Here is a 24,191-nt window from a genome sequence, read left to right as displayed (position 1 = left end):
GTCAATATTGAGCTTATTTACTCTAAAAAATAGGTTTTATAGCCATATAATTAAAAAAGGGGGATAGATATAATCTATCCCCCTTTTTTAATTATTTAAGCGTTACTTAGTTAGCTAAACCATGTTTGCTATATAAAGTTACTTTGTCTGAAACAAGTGTAATCTCTATATTTTTAGACTCGTCGCCCCAAACACAGTTAGTGTGAAGCGTTTTTTCTACACAATTATCTGCACTACCTAGTACGGCTTCAACTTCAGCTTTATCCATACCAATTTTAATCTTTTCGTAGTTTTCTACTGTTACTTTAGAGCATGCTGCAAGGCTTAGTGTAGCTGCAATAATTAGGAGTTTTTTCATTGTTGTATCCTACTTAGTATTAATGTTTAAATTTTCTAATTTGGACAATCATGCCCATACGAGGGTGATCAAAGTAATGAATTTCACCACTTATTACACGTTTAAACTGAGCAAAACGTGACGACTCTACATCACCACTTTGAAGTTTTTGGCTAATATCAAAATCTGCAGTGATAAATAAATAATGGCGTAAATGAATTTTAAATAACCCATCTAATTCCCATTTACTTGTTGATTCATCGGGCTCATTAAATAGGCTAGGTTGTGGGTCCAATAAGCTGACAAAGTCTGGGTTTGAATAGCGTGGCACATCAAAAACGCGTGTTTTAATTTGCTCACCGGCAAATAAGTGCATGCTTGGCGCACGAGATTTACTTTTTGCTTCAAAACGCCAACCAGTATGTAAAATAGGGGTTAAGCCCTTACGGTCTAGTTGCTCATACTGCGTTTTAAATTGTAATTGCTCAGGGGCAAGTAAGTAGGTTTGTTCCATGGTATCGAGTGCGGGTGCCATAGGCGTTACGGGCAGTTTATCGTAGCTTTGTACATAGTCGGTACTTGCGTCGCAAACACCCGAGCGAGGGTTATCGTTTACTAGCGAATCGGTAAATGAACGCGTCTGAAACCGCGTGTCGCCATCAATACAGGCTTGCATGGCTTGCTCGGTATAAAGTGGCGTTAACAAATCAAGCGTGTTTTTATCTTCAATAGCCTCGTGTTTTAAACTAAAGTCTTCTTGTAAATAGGGGGCTGGACGCTGTTTAAATATCAGCACCTCAGCTTCAAACCAACGCTCTGCAACTGCAGTGCTGCTAAATAAGCAACATAAAACTACCAGCGATTTTTTTAGCAACATTAATGGCTAACCTTTTTTTCGAAATCTGCGATCATAGCAGTGACCATTTTTAAGCGTTCGCGGGCATTTGCCTCACTAATCGCAAAGCGCAATTTATTTGCGCCTTCCATTTTATAAATATGCGGCGCACTTTGTATCAGCCCAATAATGAAGCTAGGATTAACCTTAGTATTTTGGCTAAATTCAAAGTAGCCGCCTTTAGGGTTTGCCTCTATTTTTGTTATCCCTAAATTACTGGCCTGCATTTTAAGTTGTTGCAAACTAAATAAGTTTTTAGCTGCATCAGGGAGTAAACCAAAGCGGTCTATTAATTCTACCTGTAACTCATCAATGTCGCCTAGGTTAGCACAACTAGCTACACGCTTGTACATACCTAATCGTGCATTTACATCATGTATATAATCATCAGGCAGTAATGCAGGCAGTTTTAAATCAACTTCGGTTTGTTTTTGTAATAGGTTTTCAAGGGTGGGTTCTTTACCCTCACGTAATGCATTAACTGCTTGTTCAAGCATTTCCATATACAAGCTAAAGCCAATGGTTTGCATTTGCCCAGATTGATCGTCGCCCAATAATTCACCTGCACCACGAATTTCTAGATCGTGTGTAGCAAGTGCAAAACCAGCACCTAAGTCCTCTAACGACTCTATGGCTTGTAAACGTTTGCTGGCATCTTTTGACAACGCTTTAGGGTCGCCTGTGAGTAAGTAGGCATATGCCTGATGATGGCTTCGACCAACACGACCACGCAATTGATGTAATTGTGCTAAACCTAGCTTGTCGGCTCTATCCATAATAATGGTATTTGCCGTAGGCACGTCAATACCAGTTTCTATAATGGTTGTACACACAATTACATTGTATTTTTGGTGATAAAATTGGGTCATTATTTGCTCAAGCTCTTGCTCGCGCATTTGCCCGTGAGCGGTAATCACATTCGCTTCAGGTACCCATTCACTTAGCTCTTGCGCCACGCGCTCTATTGTTTCAACGTTATTATGCAAAAAGTACACTTGGCCGCCACGTTTGATTTCACGCAGAATGGCTTCGCGAATAAGTTCTACATCACGTTGGCGAACAAAGGTTTTAACCGCCAAGCGTTTAGCCGGTGGAGTCGCAATAATAGATAAGTCGCGCATACCACTCATGGCCATATTAAGCGTTCGAGGGATAGGTGTTGCAGTAAGTGTTAAAATATCGACATCCGCACGTAGTGCTTTAATTTTTTCTTTTTGGCGCACACCAAAGCGATGCTCTTCATCTACGATGAGAAGTCCTAAATCGTTAAATTTAATGTCTTGTTGAATAAGTTTATGTGTGCCAATAACAATGTCTAATTTGCCATTAGCCATATTTTCTAGGGTGTCTTTTTGCTCTTTTGTTGAATTAAAACGAGAAAGCACACCCACTTCAATAGGAAAGTCAGCAAAACGGTCTTTAAAGTTTTCATAGTGTTGCTGCGCAAGGAGGGTAGTGGGCACTAAAATGGCAACTTGTTTACCATCGTTAACAGCAACAAAAGCTGCACGCATAGCAACCTCGGTTTTACCAAAGCCTACATCACCACACACTAAACGATCCATCGCTTGTTTTGATTGCATGTCGCCTAATACAGCTTCAATTGCATTACGCTGGTCGTCGGTTTCTTCAAACGGAAAACTTTCACTAAACTGGCGATAGGCTTGGCCGTCTAGGGTAAATTTATTACCTGGTTTAGCTTGACGCTGTGCGTATATATCAAGTAACTCAGCGGCTACATCACGTACTTTTTCAGCAGCACGTTTTTTTGCTTTTTCCCAGGCGTCTGAGCCGAGCTTATGCAGTGGTGCACTGCTTTCTTCGCCGCCTGAGTAACGGCTGAGCATATGCAGAGCCGACACCGGCACATACAATTTAGACTCACCGGCGTATATTATGGTAACAAATTCCGTAATTACACCTGCCGCATCAATAGTTTGTAAACCTTGATAGCGGCCAACACCGTGATCAAGATGCACAACGGGCTGACCTTCTTTGAGTTCAGCTAAGTTACGGATCAGTGCATCTTGGCTTGCTTCGTATTTGTGTTTACGACGTCTGCGCTGCGATACTTTAATGCCTAGCAGCTCTTGTTCGGTAATAATCGATAAAGTAGGTTTAGAGCCAAGTACAACACTTTGCTCAAGCGGGCTTACAATTAAGCCTACATCACTATCGCTTTGGGTAAATTGTTCAAAGGTATCAAACTCTTTAAATTTTAAACCGCTGGGTTTTAATATGTTCAGTAACGATTCACGACGGCCATCCGATTCAACGCTCAATAATATGCTGCTTTTTTTCTTCTTTTGCGCTGCGACGTAGTTTATAAATGCAGCATACGGTTCGTGCTGTTTATGATCTATTCTTATTGCGGGTAGTTCACTAACCGACAAATTTTTATTACCTGCTTTCGTGCCTAGCTTGGCAAGCGATAAACGAATACGTGCAAATTGCCCTAAGTTAGAAAACAGCTCGTCAATTGGCTGATATAGCGCATTGGGTTCAAGTAGTGGGCGCAGTGGGTCTACTTTACGGTTTTCATAGCGAACATTAACATCGTGCCAAAAATTGTCGGCGGCGTGTTCTAAATCGCCTAACTGCATAACGGTTGTGTTATCAGGCAGGTAGTCAAAAATCGTGGCTAGGTTTTCAAAAAATAACGGCATGTAGTATTCAATACCAGCAGGCCAATTTCCTTTACTAACTTGCATGTAAACAGAATCTTGCTCTGAACTTGCACCAAACTTTTCACGGTAACCAATTCTGAAACGCTCAATATCTGCCTCATTAGTTGGAAATTCGTGTGCGGGCAGTAATTCAATTTTCTCTACTTTTTCGTCAGAGCGCTGCGTTTCCACATCAAACAAGCGAATCGTATCAAGTTCGTCATCAAAAAAGTCGAGCCTAAATGGATGCGGGCTACCCATAGGGTATAAATCGACGATTGAGCCTCGAATGGCGTACTCACCATGTTCCATCACTTGTTGTACGTTTAGGTAACCTGCTTGCTCTAGATTTTGTCTAAAATTATGAGTGTCGAGCTTATCGCCTACTTTAAAGTTTATTGTCGAACCATAAATAAACGAGGCAGGCGCGGTGCGCAGCATCAGCGTAGAGACAGGCACGATTAATACGCTTTGTTGTTCTTTTTTTAGGGTATTTAATGTGGCTAAGCGCGCAGAAATAATATCTTGATGAGGAGAAAAATGATCGTAAGGCAAGGTTTCCCAATCAGGAAATACCATCACCGGGTTATCAGGTAATAAGTAGTCTAGCTCTGTTTCAAGGCGCAGCGCGCTGGGTGTGTCGGGTGTAACAATTAATACTAAGTTTTCTTGTTGTTTAACACCTTCGGCAATGGCAATACTTAAACCACTTCCGCTTAGCTGCCCCCACTGAATTTTATCTTTTTGAGATTTTACCCAAGGCAAGGCTGCCCATTGCTCAAACGCCATTTATTACTCCATTTGATTGGCTCTTATAAGCTAAGAGCCATTCTTTTAGTTAGTCGCGGTATATTTTTGTAAGGTCGCTGTAGTGATCAATTCGGCGATCACGCAAAAACGGCCAGATACGTCTTACGTTTTCTGAGCGTTTTTGATCAACTTCTACCACTAATATTTGTTCATCGATGTTGTTAGCTTGCGCTAAAAACTCACCCTGAGGCCCAGCAATAAACGAGTTACCCCAAAATTGAATGCCGCTGCTATGTCCGCTTGGGTCCCTCTCGTGACCAACACGATTACAGCTAATCACCGGTACTCCGTTTGCGACCGCATGAGCACGTTGACTAATAACCCATGCATCTTTTTGACGTGTTTGTTCATCTTTGTCGTCATTCGGATCCCAGCCAATAGCGGTTGGGTAAATTAATAGCTCGGCACCGGCCATTGCCATCAAACGCGCCGCTTCTGGAAACCACTGATCCCAACACACCAACACACCTAATTTACCTACCGATGTTTGAATAGGCTCAAAGCCTAAATCGCCAGGGGTAAAGTAAAATTTCTCGTAAAAACCAGGATCATCAGGTATGTGCATTTTGCGATATTTACCTGCAATGCTGCCGTCTTTCTCAAGCACCACAGCGGTATTGTGGTACAAGCCTGTAGCGCGCTTCTCAAATAATGACGCCACGATAACAATATTGAGCTCTTTGGCGACTTCACCTAAGGTGTTGCTGCTTGGCCCAGGTATGGTTTCTGCAAGGTCAAATACATCAACGTCTTCGGTTTGGCAAAAATAAAGACTGCGATGAAGCTCTTGCAAAACAACAAGCTGAGCCCCATTTTTTGCGGCTTCCCGAATGGCTTTGATTGATTTAGCCATATTTTCATCAGCGTTATCGCTGTTGCTTTGTTGCACTAAAGCAACGGTTAACTTTGCAGGGCTTGTCATTGTGCTGCTCCAGCTAAAAATCCACGTGGTAATTGCATTGTAATACAGTGTAGGCTGCCAAATTGCTCAATAATGGGTTGGCAATTTACGCCGATTATAGTGTGCTGTGGGTATGCTTTTTGAACCTGTGCTAAAGCACGGTTGTCGTTCACATCGTTGTATATAGGAACAAGCACAGCATTATTAATAATTAAGTAGTTAGCATAGGTTGCAGGTAAGCGCGATTTTTCATCGTCATACACGGCTTTTGGCCATGGTAACTCAACCAAATTATATGGGGTGTTATTAGCCGTTTTAAAGCCTTTTAATTGTTTTTCCATCGCATTAAGCGCGCTGAAATGCTCGTCATTTTCATCATCACATTGTACATATACTAGCGTATTGTTTGGTGCAAATCGGACTAGCGTGTCTATATGGCTGTCGGTATCGTCACCGGCTAAATAACCGTGATCGACCCATAAAAAATCGGTGGCCCCTAAATGCGTTTTTAATAAGGCTTCAATATCGTTAGGTGATAAATTAGGATTACGATTTTTATTAAGCAAACATTCGCTGGTTGTTAGCAATACGCCGTGCTCGTTTATTTCAATACCGCCACCTTCAAGCACCATATCTAGTGCTTGATAATCATTGTTAGCGTGGCTTAGCTGCTCAACTACTGCCTTATTGATTTGATTATCAAGTGCGCTTTCAAATTTATTGCCCCAGCCGTTAAACGTAAAATCATAGATTTTTAGTTTAGTCTCATTGCTTATATTTGCACACGTTAGTGGGCCGTGATCGCGTGCCCATGTATCATTAGTAGGTGTTACAACAAAATAAACACGTTCTAATTTAATACAGGCATGAGTGAGTAGAGCAGTAATATGTGTTTTTAAGGCTTCGTTATGAGCAACAACAACTAACGATTGGTAGTGTGTTATATGTTTTGCAAGCTCAACATAGACAGGCTCAACACGGGCTAAATTATCAGCCCAATCGGTATGTTTATGCGGCCAAGTAAGCATAACAGCGTCTTGCTCGGCCCATTCAGGTAAAAGTCTAAAGTTCATGGAATTTTTATACAAATAGAGATACTACTAGTTTAGCAGCTGTGTTACTTCCAAGTCACTTGAAAAATCGGTTTGCTTTAGCAAGTTAAATTTACTGCAAATACAATTATTCAGTGGTTGAATCGTCTGATGTTTGTTCTAGTTCTTGGCGCTTTTTTAGTTGGCGCGTTTGCGCGTGCAAACTTGCTCTTACTACTAATTCTTGATCAGTGTTTCTGATAGCGGTGAACAGCACGGTGTATTGATAATGATCGTTGTCTTGCTTTTCTATAGCAACAACCTCGGTGTAACAATACACAGCTGATGCTTCATGATGCAAAAAAAGTTTTGTCCTAAACGATTGCCCAATTGAATACACATCAGACGATGTAAATTTAATACCGCCGCCGCCATAACTATCGCAGTGTATAGCATTTTCCTGCGCTTGCTCAGAGGCTAAAATGTGGCTCATAATTAAATCTATTTTTCGCGATTGCGCTTGTAAAAACGCGGCAAGCTCTTGCGCTACATCGCCTAAGTTTCGAAGTGGGCGTAATGAGCTTTGTTCAAGTTCACTCACTTCATTAGCTAATCTAAAAAGAGGCGGAATATCATCATCAAGTGCTAGCTGAGATTTAGGTACTTGCTCATTGGGTACAGCAAACAAATTAACCCTAATGCTCTCGTTTATTTGAAAATACTCTTCAAACTCGCTTAATCTTTGACTATTCATAATTATCTCCACGACGTGATATTTAAATAGTAGCGTTGTGAGGGGTAAATTGCTAGCAGTTAAAATCGCTAAATACTTTGTTTATACGCGGTTTTTAGTGATAAAAAAGCGGTCAAACTCTTCCTGAGATTGGCCGCTTGGGTATTGATTTTGTAAGTAGCGCTCGTTATTTAAGTAGAGCGGCTAATTCATGTAAATCTTTCACAACGTGATCAGGTTTTTTCGCAAGCGGATATAACGCTTTACCTGGGCGTGCAATAAAGGTTGTTTGTAAGCCCGCTTGTTTAGCACCAGCAACATCCCAACCATGTGCAGCAATCATCATGGCCTCGTTGGGTGCTACGTTTAACTTTTTAAGTACCCAGTCGTAGGCACGTAAATCAGGTTTATATATTTTAATATCTTCAATGCTGTAACGCGCGTCAAAATATGACAACAAACCTGCATTTTCAAATTGAGTTTTAACCCCTTTATTTGACGAATTAGTTAAGCTTACTAACTTATAGCCCTGCGCTTTGAGTTTTGCCAGTCCATCTTTCACATCGCTGTGCGGCGGTAGTGATAACAGCGGCGTAACGATGGCTGTTTTAGCTTCCTCGTTGGTAATATTAATATTGTTATTCTTTGCCACCATAGCTAGTGACGCTACACCAATTTGGCCAAAGTCATGGTAATCACCGGTTACTGTGTCTACCAGCGAGTTGTGTAACATGGTTGAAAACCACAAAGGCAGTAAATCTTCTCTGCCACCTAATGCTTTTCCTATTGAGGTGCGCATACTGGTTAGGTCGAGCAAGGTTTCGTTTACATCAAAAATAAGTACTTTTGGTTTGTCTTTACTTTCTTCTGCATTTACTGAACTTACTAATAAGCTAGCTGCTAAAGTAAGGGGTAGTGTGAGTAATTTTAATGATTTTAGTAAAGGCATTATTTTTTTTCTCCATCGAGTGCGGTCATCACATCACTCGGCTCTGCACGCAATGTGTAATCTTCGTTTAAGAACGCGTATGTAATGATGCCATTTTGGTTAATTACATAGGTTGCAGGAAGGGGCAGCTGGTAAGTTTTGTCGCCGTAGGTTTGTTCAAAATCAATCCCAAAGCCGGTATATAACTCTTGAATACGTTTATCGAGTGTGAACAACAAGCCAAATTGCTGTGCAACCTTATTACCAACATCTGAGAGCACATCAAACTCGAGCTCATTTTTTTGGGCAGTCGTTAAGGTTTGATCTGGTAGCTGAGGAGAAATTGCCACCAATTGAGCGCTCTTAGTTTTAAATTGAGGTAAATAATCGTTCAGTGCTTTTAATTCTAAATTACAATACGGGCACCAGGCACCACGGTAAAAACTAATCACTACCGGGCCTTTTTTTAATAAATCTACCAGTTCTACATTTTTGCCTAGATGGTTTGCCAAGGTAAAATTTTCTACCTTATCGCCTACCTGTAGGGCATTATTTTTTATGTGCTGAGCAATTAATTCTTCGTTCGTTGTATTCATTAATGCTAAAACGTCTGCGGGTAAATTAGCTTCTTTTTGAACATTAAATGCATCTATTTGTGCTTTTAAACTCATGGCTTAGTCTCATCAATTATTACATTGCAGAAAAGTATATGGTTTTAAATATTTAAATAAACATTGTAAAACTGAAAGCTTCATTCGAAAATACTAAACATTGAAAAGACATTGTGGTTTTTTATGTACAGTTTAAGTGACCTAGAAACGTTTATTGCCGTGGTTGAAAATAAAGGGGTGTTGGCAGCTGCTCGTGAACAGCGTTTATCACCTGCAACAGTGAGTCACCGCTTAAGTAAATTAGAGCGAGAGCTAGCTACTGTGCTTGTGTTTAGAGACAGCAGACGCGTGCGCTTATCCCCAGCGGGAGAAATATTCTATACCCGTATAGGTGCCATAATTGAAGCATTACGCGATGCAGAGCACAGTATTGGCGCACGAAGTTCATCGGTAAGTGGGTTATTGAGAGTCACCATGCCACCTTGGGTTTTTTCTAAATACGTAATGCCTAGGCTTAATGAATTTGAGCACGCTTTTCCAGATCTAAAGCTAGACTTTTTAATAACCGATCAGTTTGTAAACGTGGTTGATGATGCGCAAGATGTGGCTATTCGTGTAGGGCAATTAAATGATTCAGGATTGCTTTCACGTAAAATAGTCAATAACAGTCGTATATTATGCGCCGCACCCAGCTATATAAAAAAGGATTCAATGCCAACAACCATTACTGAGTTGGAAAAACATTTTTGGGTCTGCCTACCATGGCAACGCCAATTAAAGCTTTATGATGCCCAACAAAAAGTTCACACATTTAATGCACAAACACGTTTTACTATTTCAAACTCCGACAACATGACACAAGCTGCCATTGCGGGTCATGGCATTGCTATAAAATCAAGACTTGCTATAAATGACGAACTTAGAAATGGCGCATTAGTAGAAGTGATGCCAAACGCATTGGCACAAAGCGATGCCCCTGTATGGTTTTTACGGCCACAAAATAGTTTAACAACTCGAAAAACAGAGGTGTTTTTTGATTTTATGAAATCGTTATTCGCATGCACCGACTAATCGTTGGTATGTGCGCTTAATTACAGTCATCAACAAAAAGCCTGTAAGTTCTGCAATAAATGCAATGATTATTGCAAAGATAATTGCTGCTGTAATAGAGTCTGTTTTTAAAATTATTTGCCCTTCAAAACGTTGCCATACTTGCTGTTTTATAGTGTTTAGCTCGCTGGTAAGTGTAAACAGATAAGGCGAACTTGAAAACGCATCAACAGCCTTTGCCAACGTTTGCTGACGCTGGCTGAGAGTTTGAATATGATTGGCACCTTTACCGACAATTTCATCGCCTAAATTTTCATAGTGTTTTATTAATTTGGTTAGGTCGTTGTTAAAGTATTTTTTGGCGTCTTTTTGAAAAGGCGCAATCGCATTATTTGCCTCAACTAATTGAGCGTTTAATGCTTGGCCAAAATCACTGACAAATGCAGGTATTTGCACGCCTAAAAGCAGCCCGCAAGCAAAAAAACTCAGTCGGATGTAGTCTAAAATTTTACCCATTAATACCCCTAATAAAAAAATATGACATTTATACAACTAAAAATTTACATTTAACTAGTTTTTTATATTCAAAACTCGTAATCTTACGGTAACAATAATAACAACAGGTGTTTACTAAACATGACCCAAAAGAATAAATTTGCGTCAACATTTGTTGATATTTCAAGCCAACTTAAACGCTTTGTTTCTCGAATTGTACAGCCCGATGACGTAGACGACATTGTGCAAGAAACATTTATAAAAAGCTACGAGGCTGATTTAAAACAAGATATTCAATATACCCGTAGTTACATGTTAAAAACCGCTAAACATTTAGCATTAAACCATGTTGCTAAGTGGGACAACAAATTTAATGATTCGCTTGATGATGACAGCGAATTACCTGTGTTGCTAAAGTCAATGCAGCTTGAAGACGAATACACGTCCAAAGAGCGTTTTTTACTGTTTTGTAGAGCAACAGAGCAATTAAGTCCATCAACCCGTAAATGTTTTATACTAAAAAAAGTATATGGCATGAGCCAAAAAGAGATCGCAAGCGAGATGCAGCTTAGTCAGAGTACTGTTGAAAAACACATTGCTAAAGGGTTATTAAAAACCATGCTTTACATGCGCGAACACGATCAAAGCCAAGTGGCAAAAACTAATCACGACAATTCTCTCTATCCGTTAACCGTAAAGAGGGTTGCAAAATGAGCAATGTTCATCAATTTACTTCAAAAGATTTAATCTTAGAAACAGCTTGTAACTGGATCAGCGCCATTGACCGTGGCTTATCAAAAGATGAAAAAGAGCAGTTTACACTGTGGATGATGCAAAGCAACGCTCACCAAGATGCACTTTACGAGCTAGCCCACCTATGGGATGAAATATCTGTTTTAAACGAGCTCAGTAATTTATTCCCTCATCGTAATAGTAAGCAACCTAAAAAAAGATGGCTGGTTTCAACGTCTATTGCAGCCAGTTTATTTGCAGCACTTATGGTGTGTAGTTATCTATTAATTAATTTAGAAAACGGTTACAGCCAACAGTTAGCAAAAGTTAATTACACTAAAATTTATAAAACTAAAGTTGGCGAGCAAGCAACTTACGCATTACCCGACGGCACCATTGTGCAATTAAATACAAATAGTTTATTAGAAGTCGCTTATAGCAAAGGCCGCAGACAACTATTGCTCAATAGGGGGGAAGGTCGATTTAACGTTGCTAAAGATGCATCTCGCCCATTTAGTGTAATGGCTGGCAATAAAAGTTTTACTGCATTGGGTACTGTATTTAATGTTCAGCGCAATACATCTTCCGACTTAGAGCTGGTGGTAACCGAAGGCAAAGTAATGATCACCGATCCGAGTGTAGCAGTGGATGCCAGCGACTTTAAAGCCTATCAGTTAGCTGATAAAAATGCAGAAAAAATACGCCAAATTAATGCCAATATAGTTACCTCTGGCGAAAAGGCTGTTATAGAAAAAAGCATCACTAAGCCAATCACTCAGCTTTCTATTGATGATGTTGAACGTGATTTAGCTTGGCAAAATGGCATGCTTGTTTTTAATGGTGAACCGCTTAGCGACGCTTTAAATGAAGTGAGCCGTTATACCTCTACACGCTTTAAATTATCGTCAGAAGAACTTGCGTCTATTAAAGTAGCCGGTGTGTTTAAAGCAGGCGATGTGACTGGTCTGTTAGAAAGTTTACACACTAACTTTTCTATTAGCCATGAACGCCAAGGTAAACACACAGTAACGCTTACGCAAAATACAAAATCATAAGAAGCAGCTATGCAAATCAGACATATGTTAGATAAAGTTGCATCTTTAAATCCTGCACGTAAAAAAAAGATTAAAAAAAAGAAACAAAACCATAGAGGATTTTTGTTTGCCAGCTGTTTATATACAGTGCGCAGTAACCAATTGCATTTATTGAGTGGTTTATGTGTGTTTGCACCCGCTATGTTTAGCCTAAGTGTGCAAGCCGCAAGTCAAACTACCGGGCAAATGGTGCAATTTGATATAAAAGCGCAGCGAGCAGACAAAGCCTTAATTGAATTTGCTAAACAAACCAAGCAAACCGTGGTGTTTTCATACGAGTTAGCTAAAGAATATGAAGCAAATTCAGTCTATGGATTTTATACCCAACTAGATGCGCTGGAGGCATTATTGGTAGGGACTGGGCTCGATGCGGTTGTTGATCAAAATGGATTACTGAGTATAAAACTCAAACAAATCAACAGGAATGATAACAACATGATGAAGCTTTCAGCAGTCAGTGCAGCAGTATTACCGGCATTACTGGCGGTAAATTCTCAAGGTGTAAATGCGGCAGAAGACGTTGCCCAAGAAAAAATCGAAAAAATTGCAATTGTTGGTAGCCGTGTAGCAGGGCGTTCGGTTGAAGATTTACCCGTTCCGGTCGATATTTTAAGTGCTGAAGCACTTGAAAATACAGGGCAAACTGAAGTGGGCCGTATGCTACAAGCAATTGCGCCTTCATTTAACTTTTCAAGTTCATCTATCAGCGACGGTACAGATGCATTAAGACCTGCAACATTACGCGGTTTAGGTCCCGATCAAACATTGGTATTGATCAACGGTAAACGTCGTCATCAAGCTAGCATTATCCATATTAATACATCGGTTGGTCGTGGTACTGCGGGTACTGATATGAATGCTATTCCGGCTTCTGCAATCAAACGTATTGAAGTTCTTCGTGACGGTGCAGCTGCTCAATATGGGTCTGATGCAATAGCAGGTGTTATCAACATTGTATTAAAAGATGGCAGTGAAGGTGGTAAAGCTGCAATTAACTACGGTGAATACTCTGAAGGTGACGGTGAAACAGTTAATGTTGACTTCAACAAAGGTTTTGCACTCGGTGACAATGGCTACTTAAATACAACTATTAATTACCGTGATCGTGCGCCAACTAATCGTGCAGGTTTGCATGGTTCGTGTCAGTTTTACGGCTGTGAAGAACTCAGCGATGGAACATTGCTGGCAGGTGACCCACGTGAATTAACAGCTGATCGTAATACATTTAGAATTGGTGATGCTGATTCGCAACAGTTTGGTTTAACCGTAAATACGGGTTATGAACTAGGCGATGGCGAATTATATGGGTTTATCACGTACTCAACACGCGACAACGAATCGGCCGCGTTTTTCCGTCACAATGCTAATGCGGGTGGCAACCCGGTATTACAAGATGGTGACGCAACAATTCCACTTGGCTTTTTACCAAAAATAAACACCACCATTGATGATATTTCTTATAACTTTGGTTACAAAACTGAGTTTGATAACGATTCAAGCCTTGATTTGTCGTACACGTACGGTGAAAACAGTATCGACTACACAACAAGCGATACAATCAACGCATCGTACGCTAACTTTTTACGTTATGAACAGGGCTTAAGCGCGGCTGACATTCGTTCGACCATTCCGCGTGAAGCGTATGCTTACGGCATGGAATTGTCTCTACAAACAATTAATTTAGATTTTACTCAAAACTTTGACGATTACTCACTAGCAATGGGCGCAGAAATGCGTACCGACGAGTACCGTATTTTAGCTGGTAATGAGTATGCTTATCGTGATTACGATACAAATAACGGCGTAAGCATTTACAGTGGTTTAAGTGGCGGTGTCGGCAGCGAAAACGCGTCTGGCGGCACGCAAGGTTTTGGTGGTTCGTCACCTGCATCATCAGTAGATGAATCTCGAGATGTGATTTCGTTTTATTTAGACGCTGAAGCATATGTTATTGAAGACGTAATTTTATCGGGCGCACTTCGTTACGATAACTACAAAGGGTTTGGTGATACGGTTAACTTTAAGTTAGCGGGTAACTGGGCAATTACAGACGATATTTCATTACGTGGTGCGTTAAGCTCAGGCTTTAGAGCGCCTTCTATGCAACAACTTTACTTTAACAACATAAGTACACAGTTTGTTGTAGGGCCAAATGGCACATTAGTAGCCGAAGAAGTGGGAACGTTCAGAAACGACTCTACACTGGCACAAAGTTTAGGTATTCCAAAACTTAAAGAAGAAAAATCTCAAAACCGTAGCTTAGGTATTGTATATAACGTAACAGACAGCATTAACGTAACGGTCGACTACTACTCAATCGATATTGACGACCGAATTGTTATCAGTAACCGTTTAGGTAAAGGGCTTTCTACTAGTTTAGACGCCGCGCTTGTTAGCTCTGGTGCCGGTGCAGGCCAGTTTTTCTTAAACGGTGCAGACACAGAAACAAGCGGTATAGATTTTGTTGCAACCTACAATACTGAAGGGTTTGGCGGCTCACTTGATTTTACCCTTGCTGCTAACTTTACAGAAACTGAAGTTGTTTCGTTATTTACACCATCAGGTTCAGGTCTTGAAACTGTGCCAGTTGAAAGCGTTTTTTCAGATCAAGAAATTTCGATTATTGAAGAATGGCAACCAGAAGATCGTATTAACTTAAGTGCGCTTTATCAAAACGAAGACTGGACCGTTAATCTGTCGTTTAATCGCTTTGGTGAATACACAGTAGAAGACGGTGGTCGTCAAACTTACGGTGCCGAAATACTAACAGACGTAAAAGTTAATTACTTTATTAACGAAAACCTATCTGTGAATGTGGGTGCTAATAACTTACTTGATGTATACCCAGACAAAAATGAAATTGGTAACTCTCGTACAGGCACAATTGTAGACGCTAACGGCAATACTGTTGTAAGTAGTAATGGCGTGTTTGAATACTCTCGTCGTTCAGCACCTTTTGGCTTTAACGGCGCATACTACTATGTAGGCGCAGAGTACCGCTTTTAATAACTAACTCTCCCTTTCGTTATTTAACTCAAAGGGCCGAAAGGCCCTTTTTTTGGTTTTATATTTAACACTGATTAGCTAATAGGTTTTAATTAGAAACTAAGCTTATTGTGTAGTTATCATACTCTTTAATGTTATTCATCACCGTCATCAGCGTATTGTGTTTACTGTTTTCATCTGCTTTTATAAGCACCGAACTTATTTCATATTTAGCTGCAAACATGGCTAAGTTGTTCGACACTTGCTCTAAGTCAATTAACCTCCCTGAAAAGTAAACGCCGTTATTTGCATCAATACTGAAAACTGCATTTTTACTTTGTTTTTCAATACTTGGTTTATCTAATGGGCGGTTTAATTCAATGGCGACGGGTTTAACAAATGAGGTAGTAACAATAAAAAATATGAGCAGTATGAACACAATATCAAGCATTGGGGTCATGTCTACGTCGGCGTTATCTTGCAGTTTAGCTGTTTTATTTTTCATATTGGACCTTACTATTTTAATTAAAGCTGCGGCGCCACAGCGAGGTTTCTAGGATCCTATTAACAAAACTAGCACAGCTGAAAAATAATACAGTTAAATAAATATTCTAATAACATTAAATATTTGTATAAAATATGTTCTAACATGTAACTAAAACATATTCATGATTTTTGAGTAATAAAAAACCCAGCCTGTTGCTGGGTTTGTATGGGTAATAATTTACTGAATAGCTAAAAAACAATTCAGGTTAGTTAGCTTTTTTGCATTCGGCTCATTTCAGCATGACAACTTTGCATTGTAAGGAGTGTTGCGGCAAGCGCGGCTTTACAATCGGCAGGTTGTGGTTTATCCATCGCTTCTTTAATTTCCGCTAAGGTTTTGTCCTCAACCTCTTCAAGCTCGCTTACATAGGTGCTGTCGTTGTTTGAACTAAACGTGGTAAGAAGCGCGGTGTATGCTCTGCGTGCTTCAACAGCAAATGACGACCCTTCTTCTCGCTCGCCTTGCTCGTTTATAGCATAGGGTTGCAGGCGTTCAATACTTACTCTGCGCGCATCAATCATGCGCTGAAATAGTGCCCCTATGGCGGGGTCTTCAATATTCTCTTGTGCTTTTTGGTAAAAATCGATACCGCTGTTCATTACTTGGATGATGTCTGAAATATGATTAGCGTCTGTTCCTTGAAGGGTGTTCATAATGACCTCTTTAATGTTATGAATGAAACTTATCATAACTAAAGCAAGAGCCATTCCATTTTAAATGGCGGAGTTAAGTAACTGATATTTATATGTATCTAGAGTTTATAAAAATAACTAGGCGAAAAAACACTATGACGCCTAGCAAATCTTACAAATAATCGTGTAATAAATTTATTTTAGTTCATCGGCCACTTCAGCTACTTTTTGACGAAGCCAAATATGGCTAGCATCTCTGTGCAGCAGTGGGCTCCAAATCATGTCTAATTCAAAAGGAGGAATAGGAAATGGTGGCTCTAAAATTTTAAGACCGGCATCGTCTAAATAAATATTAGCCGCTTTTGATGGCAAAGTAGCCACTAAGTTTTGCTCTTTTGCCAAGTGAATGGCGACATGGTAGTTACGTGTAAATGTGGCAATGTTTCTATGTTTACCAAAATGAGCAAGTGCTTCATCAACCCACCCCAGTTTTTGCACATCTTTTGGATCCATACCAACGCCCACGCCAAAGCCTGTTTTACTTACCCATATGTGGCGAGCTTTTAGGTAGCTATCAAGACTGAAGTTTTCGATTATTGGGTTATCGGCTTTTACTAGGCAGCAAAAGCTGTCTTTCCAAATACGCTTATGGTGAAACGATTGCGGAAGATTTTCAAAACGGTTAATTGCCATATCTACTTTACCGTTTTCAACATCGTGAAAAGTCACGTCGCTTGGTGTGAGTATATCTAACGTTGTATCTGGGGCTTCTTCGTGCAGTTTGCTTAGTAGTTTTGGTGCAAGTGTACTGGCTGCATAGTCACTGGCCATTATCCTGAATACACGTTTACTTTGGCTGGCTTCAAACTCTCTGTTTGGTGCGAGTGTTTCTTCAAGCGTCATGAGTATGCCACGAATGACGGGTTGTAACTCAATGGCACGTTCTGTTGGCACCATGCCATCGCTAGTACGAACTAAAATAGGATCGTTAAAAAGGTTACGAAGGCGCTTAAGGCCGTTACTCATAGCAGGTTGTGTAATGCTTAGCTGATTTGCAGCGCGTGTAACGTTGCACTCACGAAGTAGTGTATCGAGGTATACAAGTAAGTTTAAATCTATTTTGCTTATATTCATGTGTGTGTCCTTGCGCCTACCAGTGATGGATAAAACGCTGTGCTGTCGGGTACGGGTAAATATGATTTATTAGGCCATTTTTTATATTTTGTTGCGCCTGCTTCCAAAAGTTAACATCAATCAGTTCAGGGTGTGTGCTGATTAAAAACTGTTTGTATGTCGGGTTTGGCGTCACAAATGTGCAAAGTTGCTCAGGAAAAACGTCCTGCGGGGCAACAGAGTAGGTTTGCTCATCCATTAAGTAGTCATCGTAGCTTTTGGCCTTGGGCAACGCTCTAAAATTCATGTCTGTTAAATATTGCACTTCGTCGTAATCGTAAAAAATAATGCGCTTGTGTTTACTTACACCAAAGTTTTTTAATAGCATATCGCCAGGGAAAATATTAACCGCTATCATTTCTTTTAAAGCTTGGCCGTATTCTTCTATCGCATCAGCAGCGCTTGCGTCATCAGCATTTTCTAAAAATAAGTTTAATGGTGTCATGCGCCGCTCAATATACAAATGCTTTATGATCAGCCAATCACCTTCAATGACCATAGACGAGCCAATCGTTTTATGAAGTTGCTCAAGTAAATTACTATCAAAGCGTGCTAAAGGAAATACGACGTTTGAATACTCTATTGTGTCGGCCATTCTACCAACCCGGTCATGACTTTTAACGAGTTGATAACGTTTTAAAACTGTGTCGCGACCAAACGGTTTACTCTCACCAAACTTGTCTTTAATTACCTTAAATACATAACCAAAAGAAGGGAGCGTAAATACCATCATCACCATACCCGGTGTACCTGGTGCAATGGTAAATTCATCATTTGAATGTGTTAAATGATTCAAAAATTCACGATAAAACTCAGTTTTTCCCTGCTTATGAAAACCGATTGCATTATACAGCTCTGCAATCGTTTTGTTGGGCATTAACTCATTTAAAAAGCGTACAAGTGCTGAAGGAGCGTGTGTTTCAACCATAAAGTAAGCGCGGGCAAAGCCAAAAATAACACGCATCTGTGACGATTTAGTGAGTAGGGCATCTAAATATAAGCCTTTATCCTTGTGGTGGAGAACAGCAATAATAAAAGGTTGAACACCACTTTCAGACACAACCCGCCCGACAATATAAGCGGCCTTATTACGATAAAACGCGGTATGTAAAATATCAAAGCGCATTTTCCACGGTTGATGATGCGTGTCAGGCGCTTGTTTATAAAATGCTTTAACTAGCAGACGAATATCGCGCTCTAAATCAACAAACGGGGCTTTAAAGTCAAAGTGATTAATAATGCGTTTAATTGTGGGCTTAAGGCCATCAACAACTGGAAAATAACTTCGGTATTCTGACTCAACAGGAACCGATGGCGCATCTTTTAACGTGGCTTGTACAAATATAAAATCGTTATGAAAATAACGTCTATGGTAAAGCCTGCAAAACACCGAATTATAAAATGTTTCGGCAAGTTCAGCCTGAGGGTGAAAACATAAAAATTGTTGATATAGTTTTTTAACTTCAAGCCAAAGGACTTCGTCGAGTTCGTGCGAAGGGTGATCTTGTTTTAAGGTCTGTATTGTTTCGTTAACGCGCTCATCGTAGTAACTAATACGCAAACGGCTAATATCATTAATTGCTTGCCAGTCTTGTTTGGCAAACGCAAGGGGCGCTTGAGCGGTTATTTTTTGAAAAAGCTGATAGTGCTTTTTAAAGCCAGTTAAAATTAATTCAGCAATATTACGTGGCTGCATTAGCACTCCTTATTACACAGTAGAGCTTATACTCTATTTTGTTAAGGGTATGTTATTTTAGGTTTAAAACCAAGCTAAATTAATAGGGACTAAATTTTTCAATTAACTAAAAGTGCACATTGTAAACTGAATAAAGTGGCGATTAATTACTCTTTTTTATAACGTTCGATTTTTTTCTCAAGTTTTTTAATTCGTTTGGTAATGGTAGATACATCTTTTTTATATTCTTTATTTATTAACTTAAGCTTTTTAGTGATGTCTTTTGAAATTCGCTTTTTATCGTCGTCAGCCAAAATATGATTTAAGCGCTCCTTTTGTTTGTATTCATTACGTTGCTTGTCTCTGTCGAGAATAGCAAGCTTATGGTTATTACTGCGCAGCTCTGCCTCTAAGCCTTTTAAAATTTGCTCTCGTTCAAGTGCATTTAATTGTTTTGAATAATTAGCATCAGGCCCTGACTCTGTGACGTTAGCAGTAGTCACTTTATAAGCCGTTGCTTGGTTATCACACGGGAACTGAGAAAAGGTAGTGCCTTTTTCGGTCACGCATTTATAGTAGGTGGTTGCGTTGCAATCGCTGCTTAAAAAACACATGCAGGCAAATAGTACAGCAGAAGGAGTAAATTTAGTCATAACAGCCATCCATGAACGTAGTTTATTTTGTTAAGTCATTAACAGGTAATAAAACTATAACCTAGCTTGGCAGTATCGCAAGCTAGGTTAATACTCAGGCTATTCAGAAAAGGTTTTAAGCTTTTTAATGCTTTGCACTAAAAAAGGAATATCTAAGCGCTGTTCGATAGAAAAACCTTCAGCGGCAGAAATGTTTTTAAAGTTACCATCTGAATCAATTAAGGTGATCCGATCTTTTTTATAAGCAATTACAACACCTTGGCTGTAATTAACGCCCATATCATCTTTTTTCTTATATAAATTCACACCGAGCATTGTTTGTTTAGCAATGGCGCTGCAGTTTAAGTATTTGCCAACACTCGTTGTAATTAAATCGCTAGGTTGTATCAGCCCATTTATTTCAGCAATGTTTTTATCAGAAGTATATAAGGTTGATGTAGTGACTACTTCAGCGTTGTCGCTTGCTAAACTAAAGGCAAAAACATGCGTGTTGTCGCGTGGCGCTTGCTCGTCGTTCCCTTTAATAACTCTAATGGCATTACTAGTATGGGCTTGATCATTAATAAAGTTGAGGTTATCAATACCCACAACTTCAATACTACGGCGTTGACTCTGCCAAGCTGGAAGTACTTGCTCTTGTAAGATAGCGGCTTTGTAATACGACGGTAAACCATATACTAAACCAAACAGCATATCGTCATGGTTAGTAGGTTGTAAAAATAGATCTGTTTTATGTAGCTCTTTGTTGTTATTTGCAAACTTCATTAGTTGTGCATCAGTTTCAAACACAAAAATATCTACGTTGGCTTGAGTAAACTCGTCACACTTAGCAAGTGGTGCCGGTGCTTGGTAATTAATATTTTGGTTACTAATTTTTACGCTATGAGCTTGGTTGTAAGTTTCTATGTCAAGCAAGTCATTTTTAGCCAGTAAGCTTTTAGCGGTAGTTGGGTACGAAAGCGGCAACACGTTATCTTGCTTGGTAATATCAAATTTTAAGTTAGCGTCTGCCCAAATATGAATGCTGTGACTAAATGCAAAACAAAGTACTAAAAATGAAATAGCGTAACGTGCAAATTTAAACTGTTTTAAGCGTGCCAAATGGTGCCAGGTATAATTGCTTACGACTAATTGAAAACCTAAAATCAATAGCACAATACCACCTGCAAGAAACGTAGTAAGTGCCGGGGAAGTGGTTAAGCGGTTCCAAAGTAAAGAAATAATTTCGGGCAGGGCCGATGGGTTTAAATGATAACCCAAGTTAACATATACATAAGCGTCTAAAGTTAACAAAGACGCGCCAAAGGTGGCTATAACAGCTGCCATGCCACGAATATGGCGTGGGTAAGGAAACACTAAACTTAAAGGAAATACCGTCAGCACAAACGCTAAAAAGGCAATAAAGCTAGTATGGCTAAGCCATGTTACTAGCATATAGGTAATGCCCATAAAGCTTGTAGGAGGCGAGTCAGCAAATAAATAGCTTAAGCTAATTAGTAGCGCTAAACCTATGTTGGCAAAGGTAAACCAATGCCCCCAGCTTAGCAACTGACTTGCTTTTGATGAAAACTGATTGTGCTGCGATAAATTCATGTGTTTATTTAACCGACTGTGAAAGTGCTTTTGCAAAGTTCTCAGTTACAGCTTGTCTTTTCCCTGTTGGTACATGCTCTTTTAGGATATGCGTGATAGAATTTCCTAAACACATAAGACTTAAATCAACCGGTGCTTTGTGTTGAGTTAGCACATCAATAAGCTGGTCGACGATTTGTTCTACTTCTTCATTAGAGTATTTTGATAAGATTGGCATCAGTTGGTTCAATAAAATAGTTATATTCCCGTATTTTAACACTTGAGGCGTGAAAAACAAAGATGACAACAGACGTTAAAAAATTAGTCGTTCATTATGTAGACAAAAAAGATGACGATACGCAAATTCACCTTCGCAACGACGAAATGATCATTAATGATAAAGTCGCTGTTTTTATCGAACAATTACACCATGCATTCACGGGTAAGCCAGGTAAAGGTTACTGCGCCTTTAGTGGCGAAAAAAACAGTATTGTTGCGTCATCTATGCAAAGTTACCGCAATAACGAGCTGGGCTTTTGGCACTTAACTGAGCAAGCATCTACCGTATTAAAAGAAGAGCTAGATAAATACGCATTTAACGAAACAGGCTATTTGGTATTTTGTCATTACCAATACGTGGCTACTGATTATATGCTAATTGCGATGATTAATATTAAAGAGCATTACTCAATGACCTCAGAGCTAGATTTAGCAGCCTCGCGTCATCTGGATATTTCTCGTATGCAATTAGCAGCGCGTATAGATTTAACCGCTTGGGATACACAACCTGAAGATAATCGTTACATTTCGTTTATAAAGGGCAGAGCAGGGCGAAAAGTTGCTGACTTTTTCTTAGATTTTTTAGGCTGTGAAGAAGGTGTAGATCCAAAACAACAAAGCCAAGTTATGCTAAATGCGGTAGAGGATTATTTATCTGAGCAACAGTTCGATAAATCAGAAAAAGATGATTTACGTAAGCAGGTGTTTGATTACTGCAATGACTGTGTAACTACCGGCGAAGAAGCAAGCGTAAGTGAACTTTCAGCCGCTATTTCAAAAGGTGACGACAGCCCGTTTGACAGCTTTTGCAAAGACCAGAGTTACGATTTAGAAGAAACGTTCCCAGTCGATAAAAAAACCGTAACCAGTATGGTTAAATTTTCAGGTTTAGGTGGCGGTGTGAGTGTAAGCTTTGAGCGCAAGCATTTAGGTGAGCGTGTTACATACAACGAAGCAACAGACACGTTGGTGATTAAAGGTATTCCGCCAAACCTTAAAGACCAACTGCAACGCTTTATGGAAATTGAAGGCGAATAAGCCCATTACTGAGTTAACAAATCGATTAAAAGCGCGATATTCATATCGCGCTTTTTTTTGCCTGTTACGCCACTAGTTAATTTAAAGCTAGCTGCTAATCTCGTATCTATAAATAGATTAAAGATCTTAATTGTACAAAGAGTAGTGAATGAGGGGCAAATGAGCAGACAAGTAAAATTAAGCCTTTTTTTCATTTTTCTTAAGCGCAGTTTCTTATAAATATAATATTACCACCGAGAACACCGAGGCGCTGCGCGCTTCACAGAGAAGACAATAGCCCTTAAATCACTACTCCCTGGTGACAAAATCACTTAGCAATGTACGGTGTAAAGTTTGAGTTGGCTTTGTAGACGTAGAGCTTGCTCACGTTAGAAGCGAAGCTTCTTATTATTTATAAATATGACCACCGAGAACACAGAGTCGCTGGCGCTGCACAGAGATAAACAAAGTTAAACCCAAAAAATATTCACCAGCCCTTAAATCACTTTTCCTTGGCTTCTCCTTCACTTCTCGGTGGTGACATAATCACTTAGTAATGTACGGTGTAAAGTTTGACTTTATTTTGTAGATACCATCTCTCATTTTAAGCTCCAAGAAAGTTAAATACGGCCTTGAAGCTTAAAATGAGAGATACAAGACGTAGAGCTTGCTCACGTTAGAAGCGCAGCTTCTTGTTATTTATAAATATGACCACAGAGCACACCGAGGCGCTTCGCGCTACACAGAGTTAAAAAGATTGGTTTTGTTGCTTCTACTTGGCTTCTCCTTTACTTCTCGGTGGTGACATAATCACTTTTTAAAACAATTTTGCGTGAGCAAGCTTAACGCCTGTAGGTAATTCGGATTAGTGTTGTAGACGTTGAACTTGCTCACGTTAGAAGCGCAGCTTCTCATTATAGTATTCTGTAGACTTAGGGAAAGCTTCACTAAAAACAAAAAAGCCCCGCTATTTAAAAATAGCGGGGCTTTTAAATTAAGTGCTATTTACTAATCAGCGCTTAATGTTTTTGTCATTGCAGAACTTGCACGACCAGCTGGTTTAATTGAGCCTGCGCGTAAACCACTATCAGGGATAAGTTCACGTTTATCGTGAGCCATAGCCGCTGGTACATGTTTTACTTCACTGTCTGATGCTGGAGCAGGTTGTGCCATTGGTGCACTTGCGTGTCCTTTAGTGATTACTGTTTTAGAATTTAAAGTTGCTTCAGTGGCTTTTTCAACCACTGGTGCTTCTTTAGCTTCAACAGGTGTTTCAGCAACTGTAACAGGCACAGCCTCAGCTTCTAAAGACGGCTCCTCAACTTGCAATGGTTCTTCAGCTTTAACTGGCTCCTCAGCTTGCACTGGTTCTTCA

21 protein-coding genes and 1 pseudogene are annotated in these 24,191 nt (G+C 39.8%); 5 read left to right on the top strand and 17 right to left on the bottom strand.

Features of this window, described 5'->3' with window-relative positions; genetic code table 11:
* Window positions 1–106: 106 nt before the first annotated feature.
* From CWB62_RS16525 to CWB62_RS16490, 8 genes are all read right to left on the bottom strand, one after another.
* A complete protein-coding gene (locus CWB62_RS16525; RefSeq protein WP_058406031.1) occupies window positions 107–358 on the bottom strand; it encodes a hypothetical protein in 252 nt (83 codons plus the stop codon).
* A 19-nt stretch (window positions 359–377) separates the two neighbouring features.
* Window positions 378–1,214 (bottom strand): peptidoglycan binding protein CsiV, encoded by an 837-nt coding sequence (locus CWB62_RS16520; protein WP_058406032.1) that lies wholly within the window; start codon window positions 1,212–1,214, stop codon window positions 378–380.
* Window positions 1,214–4,687 (bottom strand): transcription-repair coupling factor, encoded by a 3,474-nt coding sequence (gene mfd / locus CWB62_RS16515; protein ID WP_138529928.1) that lies wholly within the window; start codon window positions 4,685–4,687, stop codon window positions 1,214–1,216. The genes CWB62_RS16520 and mfd overlap by 1 nt, the downstream gene beginning before the upstream one ends.
* A 49-nt stretch (window positions 4,688–4,736) precedes the next feature.
* On the bottom strand, window positions 4,737–5,630 hold the full coding sequence (locus CWB62_RS16510; RefSeq protein ID WP_138529926.1) for a carbon-nitrogen hydrolase: 894 nt from the start codon (window positions 5,628–5,630) through the stop codon (window positions 4,737–4,739).
* Complete coding sequence (locus CWB62_RS16505) at window positions 5,627–6,682, bottom strand: agmatine deiminase family protein (RefSeq protein ID WP_138529924.1); 1,056 nt, start codon at window positions 6,680–6,682, stop codon at window positions 5,627–5,629. The genes CWB62_RS16510 and CWB62_RS16505 overlap by 4 nt, the downstream gene beginning before the upstream one ends.
* A 106-nt stretch (window positions 6,683–6,788) precedes the next feature.
* Window positions 6,789–7,394, bottom strand: a complete 606-nt coding sequence (locus tag CWB62_RS16500) for a PilZ domain-containing protein (RefSeq protein ID WP_138529922.1) — start codon at window positions 7,392–7,394, stop codon at window positions 6,789–6,791.
* A 166-nt stretch (window positions 7,395–7,560) separates the two neighbouring features.
* Window positions 7,561–8,322: a haloacid dehalogenase type II gene (locus tag CWB62_RS16495; protein WP_138529920.1), complete on the bottom strand. Its 762-nt coding sequence runs from the start codon at window positions 8,320–8,322 to the stop codon at window positions 7,561–7,563.
* Complete coding sequence (locus CWB62_RS16490) at window positions 8,322–8,972, bottom strand: peroxiredoxin-like family protein (protein WP_138529917.1); 651 nt, start codon at window positions 8,970–8,972, stop codon at window positions 8,322–8,324. Before CWB62_RS16490 ends, CWB62_RS16495 begins: the two co-directional genes overlap by 1 nt.
* A 123-nt stretch (window positions 8,973–9,095) precedes the next feature.
* On the opposite strand from CWB62_RS16490, the gene CWB62_RS16485 reads away from it, so the two are divergent.
* The gene (locus CWB62_RS16485) at window positions 9,096–9,983 is read left to right on the top strand and encodes a LysR family transcriptional regulator (protein ID WP_138529915.1); all 888 of its coding nucleotides are present in this window, start codon (window positions 9,096–9,098) and stop codon (window positions 9,981–9,983) included.
* Here the strand turns inward: CWB62_RS16485 and CWB62_RS16480 are convergent.
* Window positions 9,963–10,478 carry a DUF2937 family protein gene (locus CWB62_RS16480; protein WP_138529913.1) on the bottom strand — a complete coding sequence of 172 codons (516 nt, stop codon included), beginning with the start codon at window positions 10,476–10,478 and terminating at the stop codon, window positions 9,963–9,965. The genes CWB62_RS16485 and CWB62_RS16480 overlap by 21 nt on opposite strands.
* Before the next feature lie 120 nt (window positions 10,479–10,598).
* Here CWB62_RS16480 and CWB62_RS16475 point away from each other — a divergent pair, with 120 nt between their 5' ends.
* From CWB62_RS16475 to CWB62_RS16465, 3 genes are read left to right on the top strand one after another with little or no spacing between them, the layout of a single operon-like run.
* Window positions 10,599–11,171, top strand: a complete 573-nt coding sequence (locus tag CWB62_RS16475) for an RNA polymerase sigma factor (protein WP_138529911.1) — start codon at window positions 10,599–10,601, stop codon at window positions 11,169–11,171.
* Window positions 11,168–12,244 carry a FecR family protein gene (locus tag CWB62_RS16470; RefSeq protein ID WP_138529909.1) on the top strand — a complete coding sequence of 359 codons (1,077 nt, stop codon included), beginning with the start codon at window positions 11,168–11,170 and terminating at the stop codon, window positions 12,242–12,244. The genes CWB62_RS16475 and CWB62_RS16470 overlap by 4 nt, the downstream gene beginning before the upstream one ends.
* A gap of 9 nt (window positions 12,245–12,253) precedes the next feature.
* Entirely contained in the window at window positions 12,254–15,289 is a 3,036-nt protein-coding gene (locus CWB62_RS16465) for a TonB-dependent receptor plug domain-containing protein (protein ID WP_138529907.1), read from the top strand.
* Window positions 15,290–15,377: 88 nt separating this feature from the next.
* Here CWB62_RS16465 and CWB62_RS16460 read toward each other — a convergent pair whose 3' ends face one another.
* The 7 genes from CWB62_RS16460 to CWB62_RS16430 all read right to left on the bottom strand — a co-directional run bounded on the left by CWB62_RS16460 (window position 15,378) and on the right by CWB62_RS16430 (window position 21,758).
* Complete coding sequence (locus CWB62_RS16460; protein WP_138529905.1) at window positions 15,378–15,773, bottom strand: ExbD/TolR family protein; 396 nt, start codon at window positions 15,771–15,773, stop codon at window positions 15,378–15,380.
* Window positions 15,774–16,024: 251 nt separating this feature from the next.
* Complete coding sequence (locus tag CWB62_RS16455; RefSeq protein ID WP_138529903.1) at window positions 16,025–16,468, bottom strand: ferritin-like domain-containing protein; 444 nt, start codon at window positions 16,466–16,468, stop codon at window positions 16,025–16,027.
* Between the two features lie 174 nt (window positions 16,469–16,642).
* Window positions 16,643–17,581: a LysR family transcriptional regulator gene (locus CWB62_RS16450; RefSeq protein WP_006794660.1), complete on the bottom strand. Its 939-nt coding sequence runs from the start codon at window positions 17,579–17,581 to the stop codon at window positions 16,643–16,645.
* 16 nt (window positions 17,582–17,597) lie between these two features.
* Window positions 17,598–19,316 (bottom strand): bifunctional isocitrate dehydrogenase kinase/phosphatase, encoded by a 1,719-nt coding sequence (gene aceK / locus CWB62_RS16445; protein ID WP_138529901.1) that lies wholly within the window; start codon window positions 19,314–19,316, stop codon window positions 17,598–17,600.
* A gap of 146 nt (window positions 19,317–19,462) precedes the next feature.
* A complete protein-coding gene (locus CWB62_RS16440) occupies window positions 19,463–19,909 on the bottom strand; it encodes a DUF4124 domain-containing protein (protein WP_138529930.1) in 447 nt (148 codons plus the stop codon).
* 138 nt (window positions 19,910–20,047) lie between these two features.
* A complete protein-coding gene (locus tag CWB62_RS16435; protein WP_138529899.1) occupies window positions 20,048–21,541 on the bottom strand; it encodes a DUF3413 domain-containing protein in 1,494 nt (497 codons plus the stop codon).
* Window positions 21,542–21,545: 4 nt separating this feature from the next.
* Window positions 21,546–21,758, bottom strand: coding sequence for a YejL family protein (locus tag CWB62_RS16430; RefSeq protein WP_006794656.1), 213 nt, complete (start codon window positions 21,756–21,758; stop codon window positions 21,546–21,548).
* A 62-nt stretch (window positions 21,759–21,820) separates the two neighbouring features.
* Between CWB62_RS16430 and yejK the strand changes: the two genes are divergently transcribed.
* Window positions 21,821–22,837 (top strand): nucleoid-associated protein YejK, encoded by a 1,017-nt coding sequence (gene yejK, locus CWB62_RS16425; protein WP_138529897.1) that lies wholly within the window; start codon window positions 21,821–21,823, stop codon window positions 22,835–22,837.
* A gap of 987 nt (window positions 22,838–23,824) precedes the next feature.
* Here yejK and CWB62_RS16420 read toward each other — a convergent pair.
* A pseudogene (locus CWB62_RS16420) lies at window positions 23,825–24,191 on the bottom strand (ribonuclease E); the annotation flags it as partial.

The organism is Pseudoalteromonas sp. S408 (assembly GCF_005886645.1).
Classification (GTDB): domain Bacteria; phylum Pseudomonadota; class Gammaproteobacteria; order Enterobacterales; family Alteromonadaceae; genus Pseudoalteromonas.
This window is presented reverse-complemented; position numbering and strand designations above follow the sequence as displayed.

Excerpts from the sequence above, each read along its gene's own strand:
- yejK (WP_138529897.1), top strand. The coding sequence starts at position 21,821 with ATGACAACAGACGTTAAAAAATTAGTCGTTCATTATGTAGACAAAAAA.
- CWB62_RS16520 (WP_058406032.1), bottom strand. The coding sequence starts at position 1,214 with ATGTTGCTAAAAAAATCGCTGGTAGTTTTATGTTGCTTATTTAGCAGC.
- CWB62_RS16455 (WP_138529903.1), bottom strand. The coding sequence starts at position 16,468 with ATGAACACCCTTCAAGGAACAGACGCTAATCATATTTCAGACATCATC.
- CWB62_RS16460 (WP_138529905.1), bottom strand. The coding sequence starts at position 15,773 with ATGAAAAATAAAACAGCTAAACTGCAAGATAACGCCGACGTAGACATG.
- CWB62_RS16525 (WP_058406031.1), bottom strand. The coding sequence starts at position 358 with ATGAAAAAACTCCTAATTATTGCAGCTACACTAAGCCTTGCAGCATGC.
- CWB62_RS16485 (WP_138529915.1), top strand. The coding sequence starts at position 9,096 with ATGTACAGTTTAAGTGACCTAGAAACGTTTATTGCCGTGGTTGAAAAT.
- CWB62_RS16450 (WP_006794660.1), bottom strand. The coding sequence starts at position 17,581 with ATGAATATAAGCAAAATAGATTTAAACTTACTTGTATACCTCGATACA.
- CWB62_RS16435 (WP_138529899.1), bottom strand. The coding sequence starts at position 21,541 with ATGAATTTATCGCAGCACAATCAGTTTTCATCAAAAGCAAGTCAGTTG.
- mfd (WP_138529928.1), bottom strand. The coding sequence starts at position 4,687 with ATGGCGTTTGAGCAATGGGCAGCCTTGCCTTGGGTAAAATCTCAAAAA.
- CWB62_RS16495 (WP_138529920.1), bottom strand. The coding sequence starts at position 8,322 with ATGCCTTTACTAAAATCATTAAAATTACTCACACTACCCCTTACTTTA.
- CWB62_RS16430 (WP_006794656.1), bottom strand. The coding sequence starts at position 21,758 with ATGCCAATCTTATCAAAATACTCTAATGAAGAAGTAGAACAAATCGTC.
- CWB62_RS16505 (WP_138529924.1), bottom strand. The coding sequence starts at position 6,682 with ATGAACTTTAGACTTTTACCTGAATGGGCCGAGCAAGACGCTGTTATG.
- CWB62_RS16465 (WP_138529907.1), top strand. The coding sequence starts at position 12,254 with ATGCAAATCAGACATATGTTAGATAAAGTTGCATCTTTAAATCCTGCA.
- CWB62_RS16510 (WP_138529926.1), bottom strand. The coding sequence starts at position 5,630 with ATGACAAGCCCTGCAAAGTTAACCGTTGCTTTAGTGCAACAAAGCAAC.
- CWB62_RS16440 (WP_138529930.1), bottom strand. The coding sequence starts at position 19,909 with ATGTGTTTTTTAAGCAGCGATTGCAACGCAACCACCTACTATAAATGC.
- CWB62_RS16500 (WP_138529922.1), bottom strand. The coding sequence starts at position 7,394 with ATGAATAGTCAAAGATTAAGCGAGTTTGAAGAGTATTTTCAAATAAAC.
- aceK (WP_138529901.1), bottom strand. The coding sequence starts at position 19,316 with ATGCAGCCACGTAATATTGCTGAATTAATTTTAACTGGCTTTAAAAAG.
- CWB62_RS16490 (WP_138529917.1), bottom strand. The coding sequence starts at position 8,972 with ATGAGTTTAAAAGCACAAATAGATGCATTTAATGTTCAAAAAGAAGCT.
- CWB62_RS16470 (WP_138529909.1), top strand. The coding sequence starts at position 11,168 with ATGAGCAATGTTCATCAATTTACTTCAAAAGATTTAATCTTAGAAACA.
- CWB62_RS16480 (WP_138529913.1), bottom strand. The coding sequence starts at position 10,478 with ATGGGTAAAATTTTAGACTACATCCGACTGAGTTTTTTTGCTTGCGGG.
- CWB62_RS16475 (WP_138529911.1), top strand. The coding sequence starts at position 10,599 with ATGACCCAAAAGAATAAATTTGCGTCAACATTTGTTGATATTTCAAGC.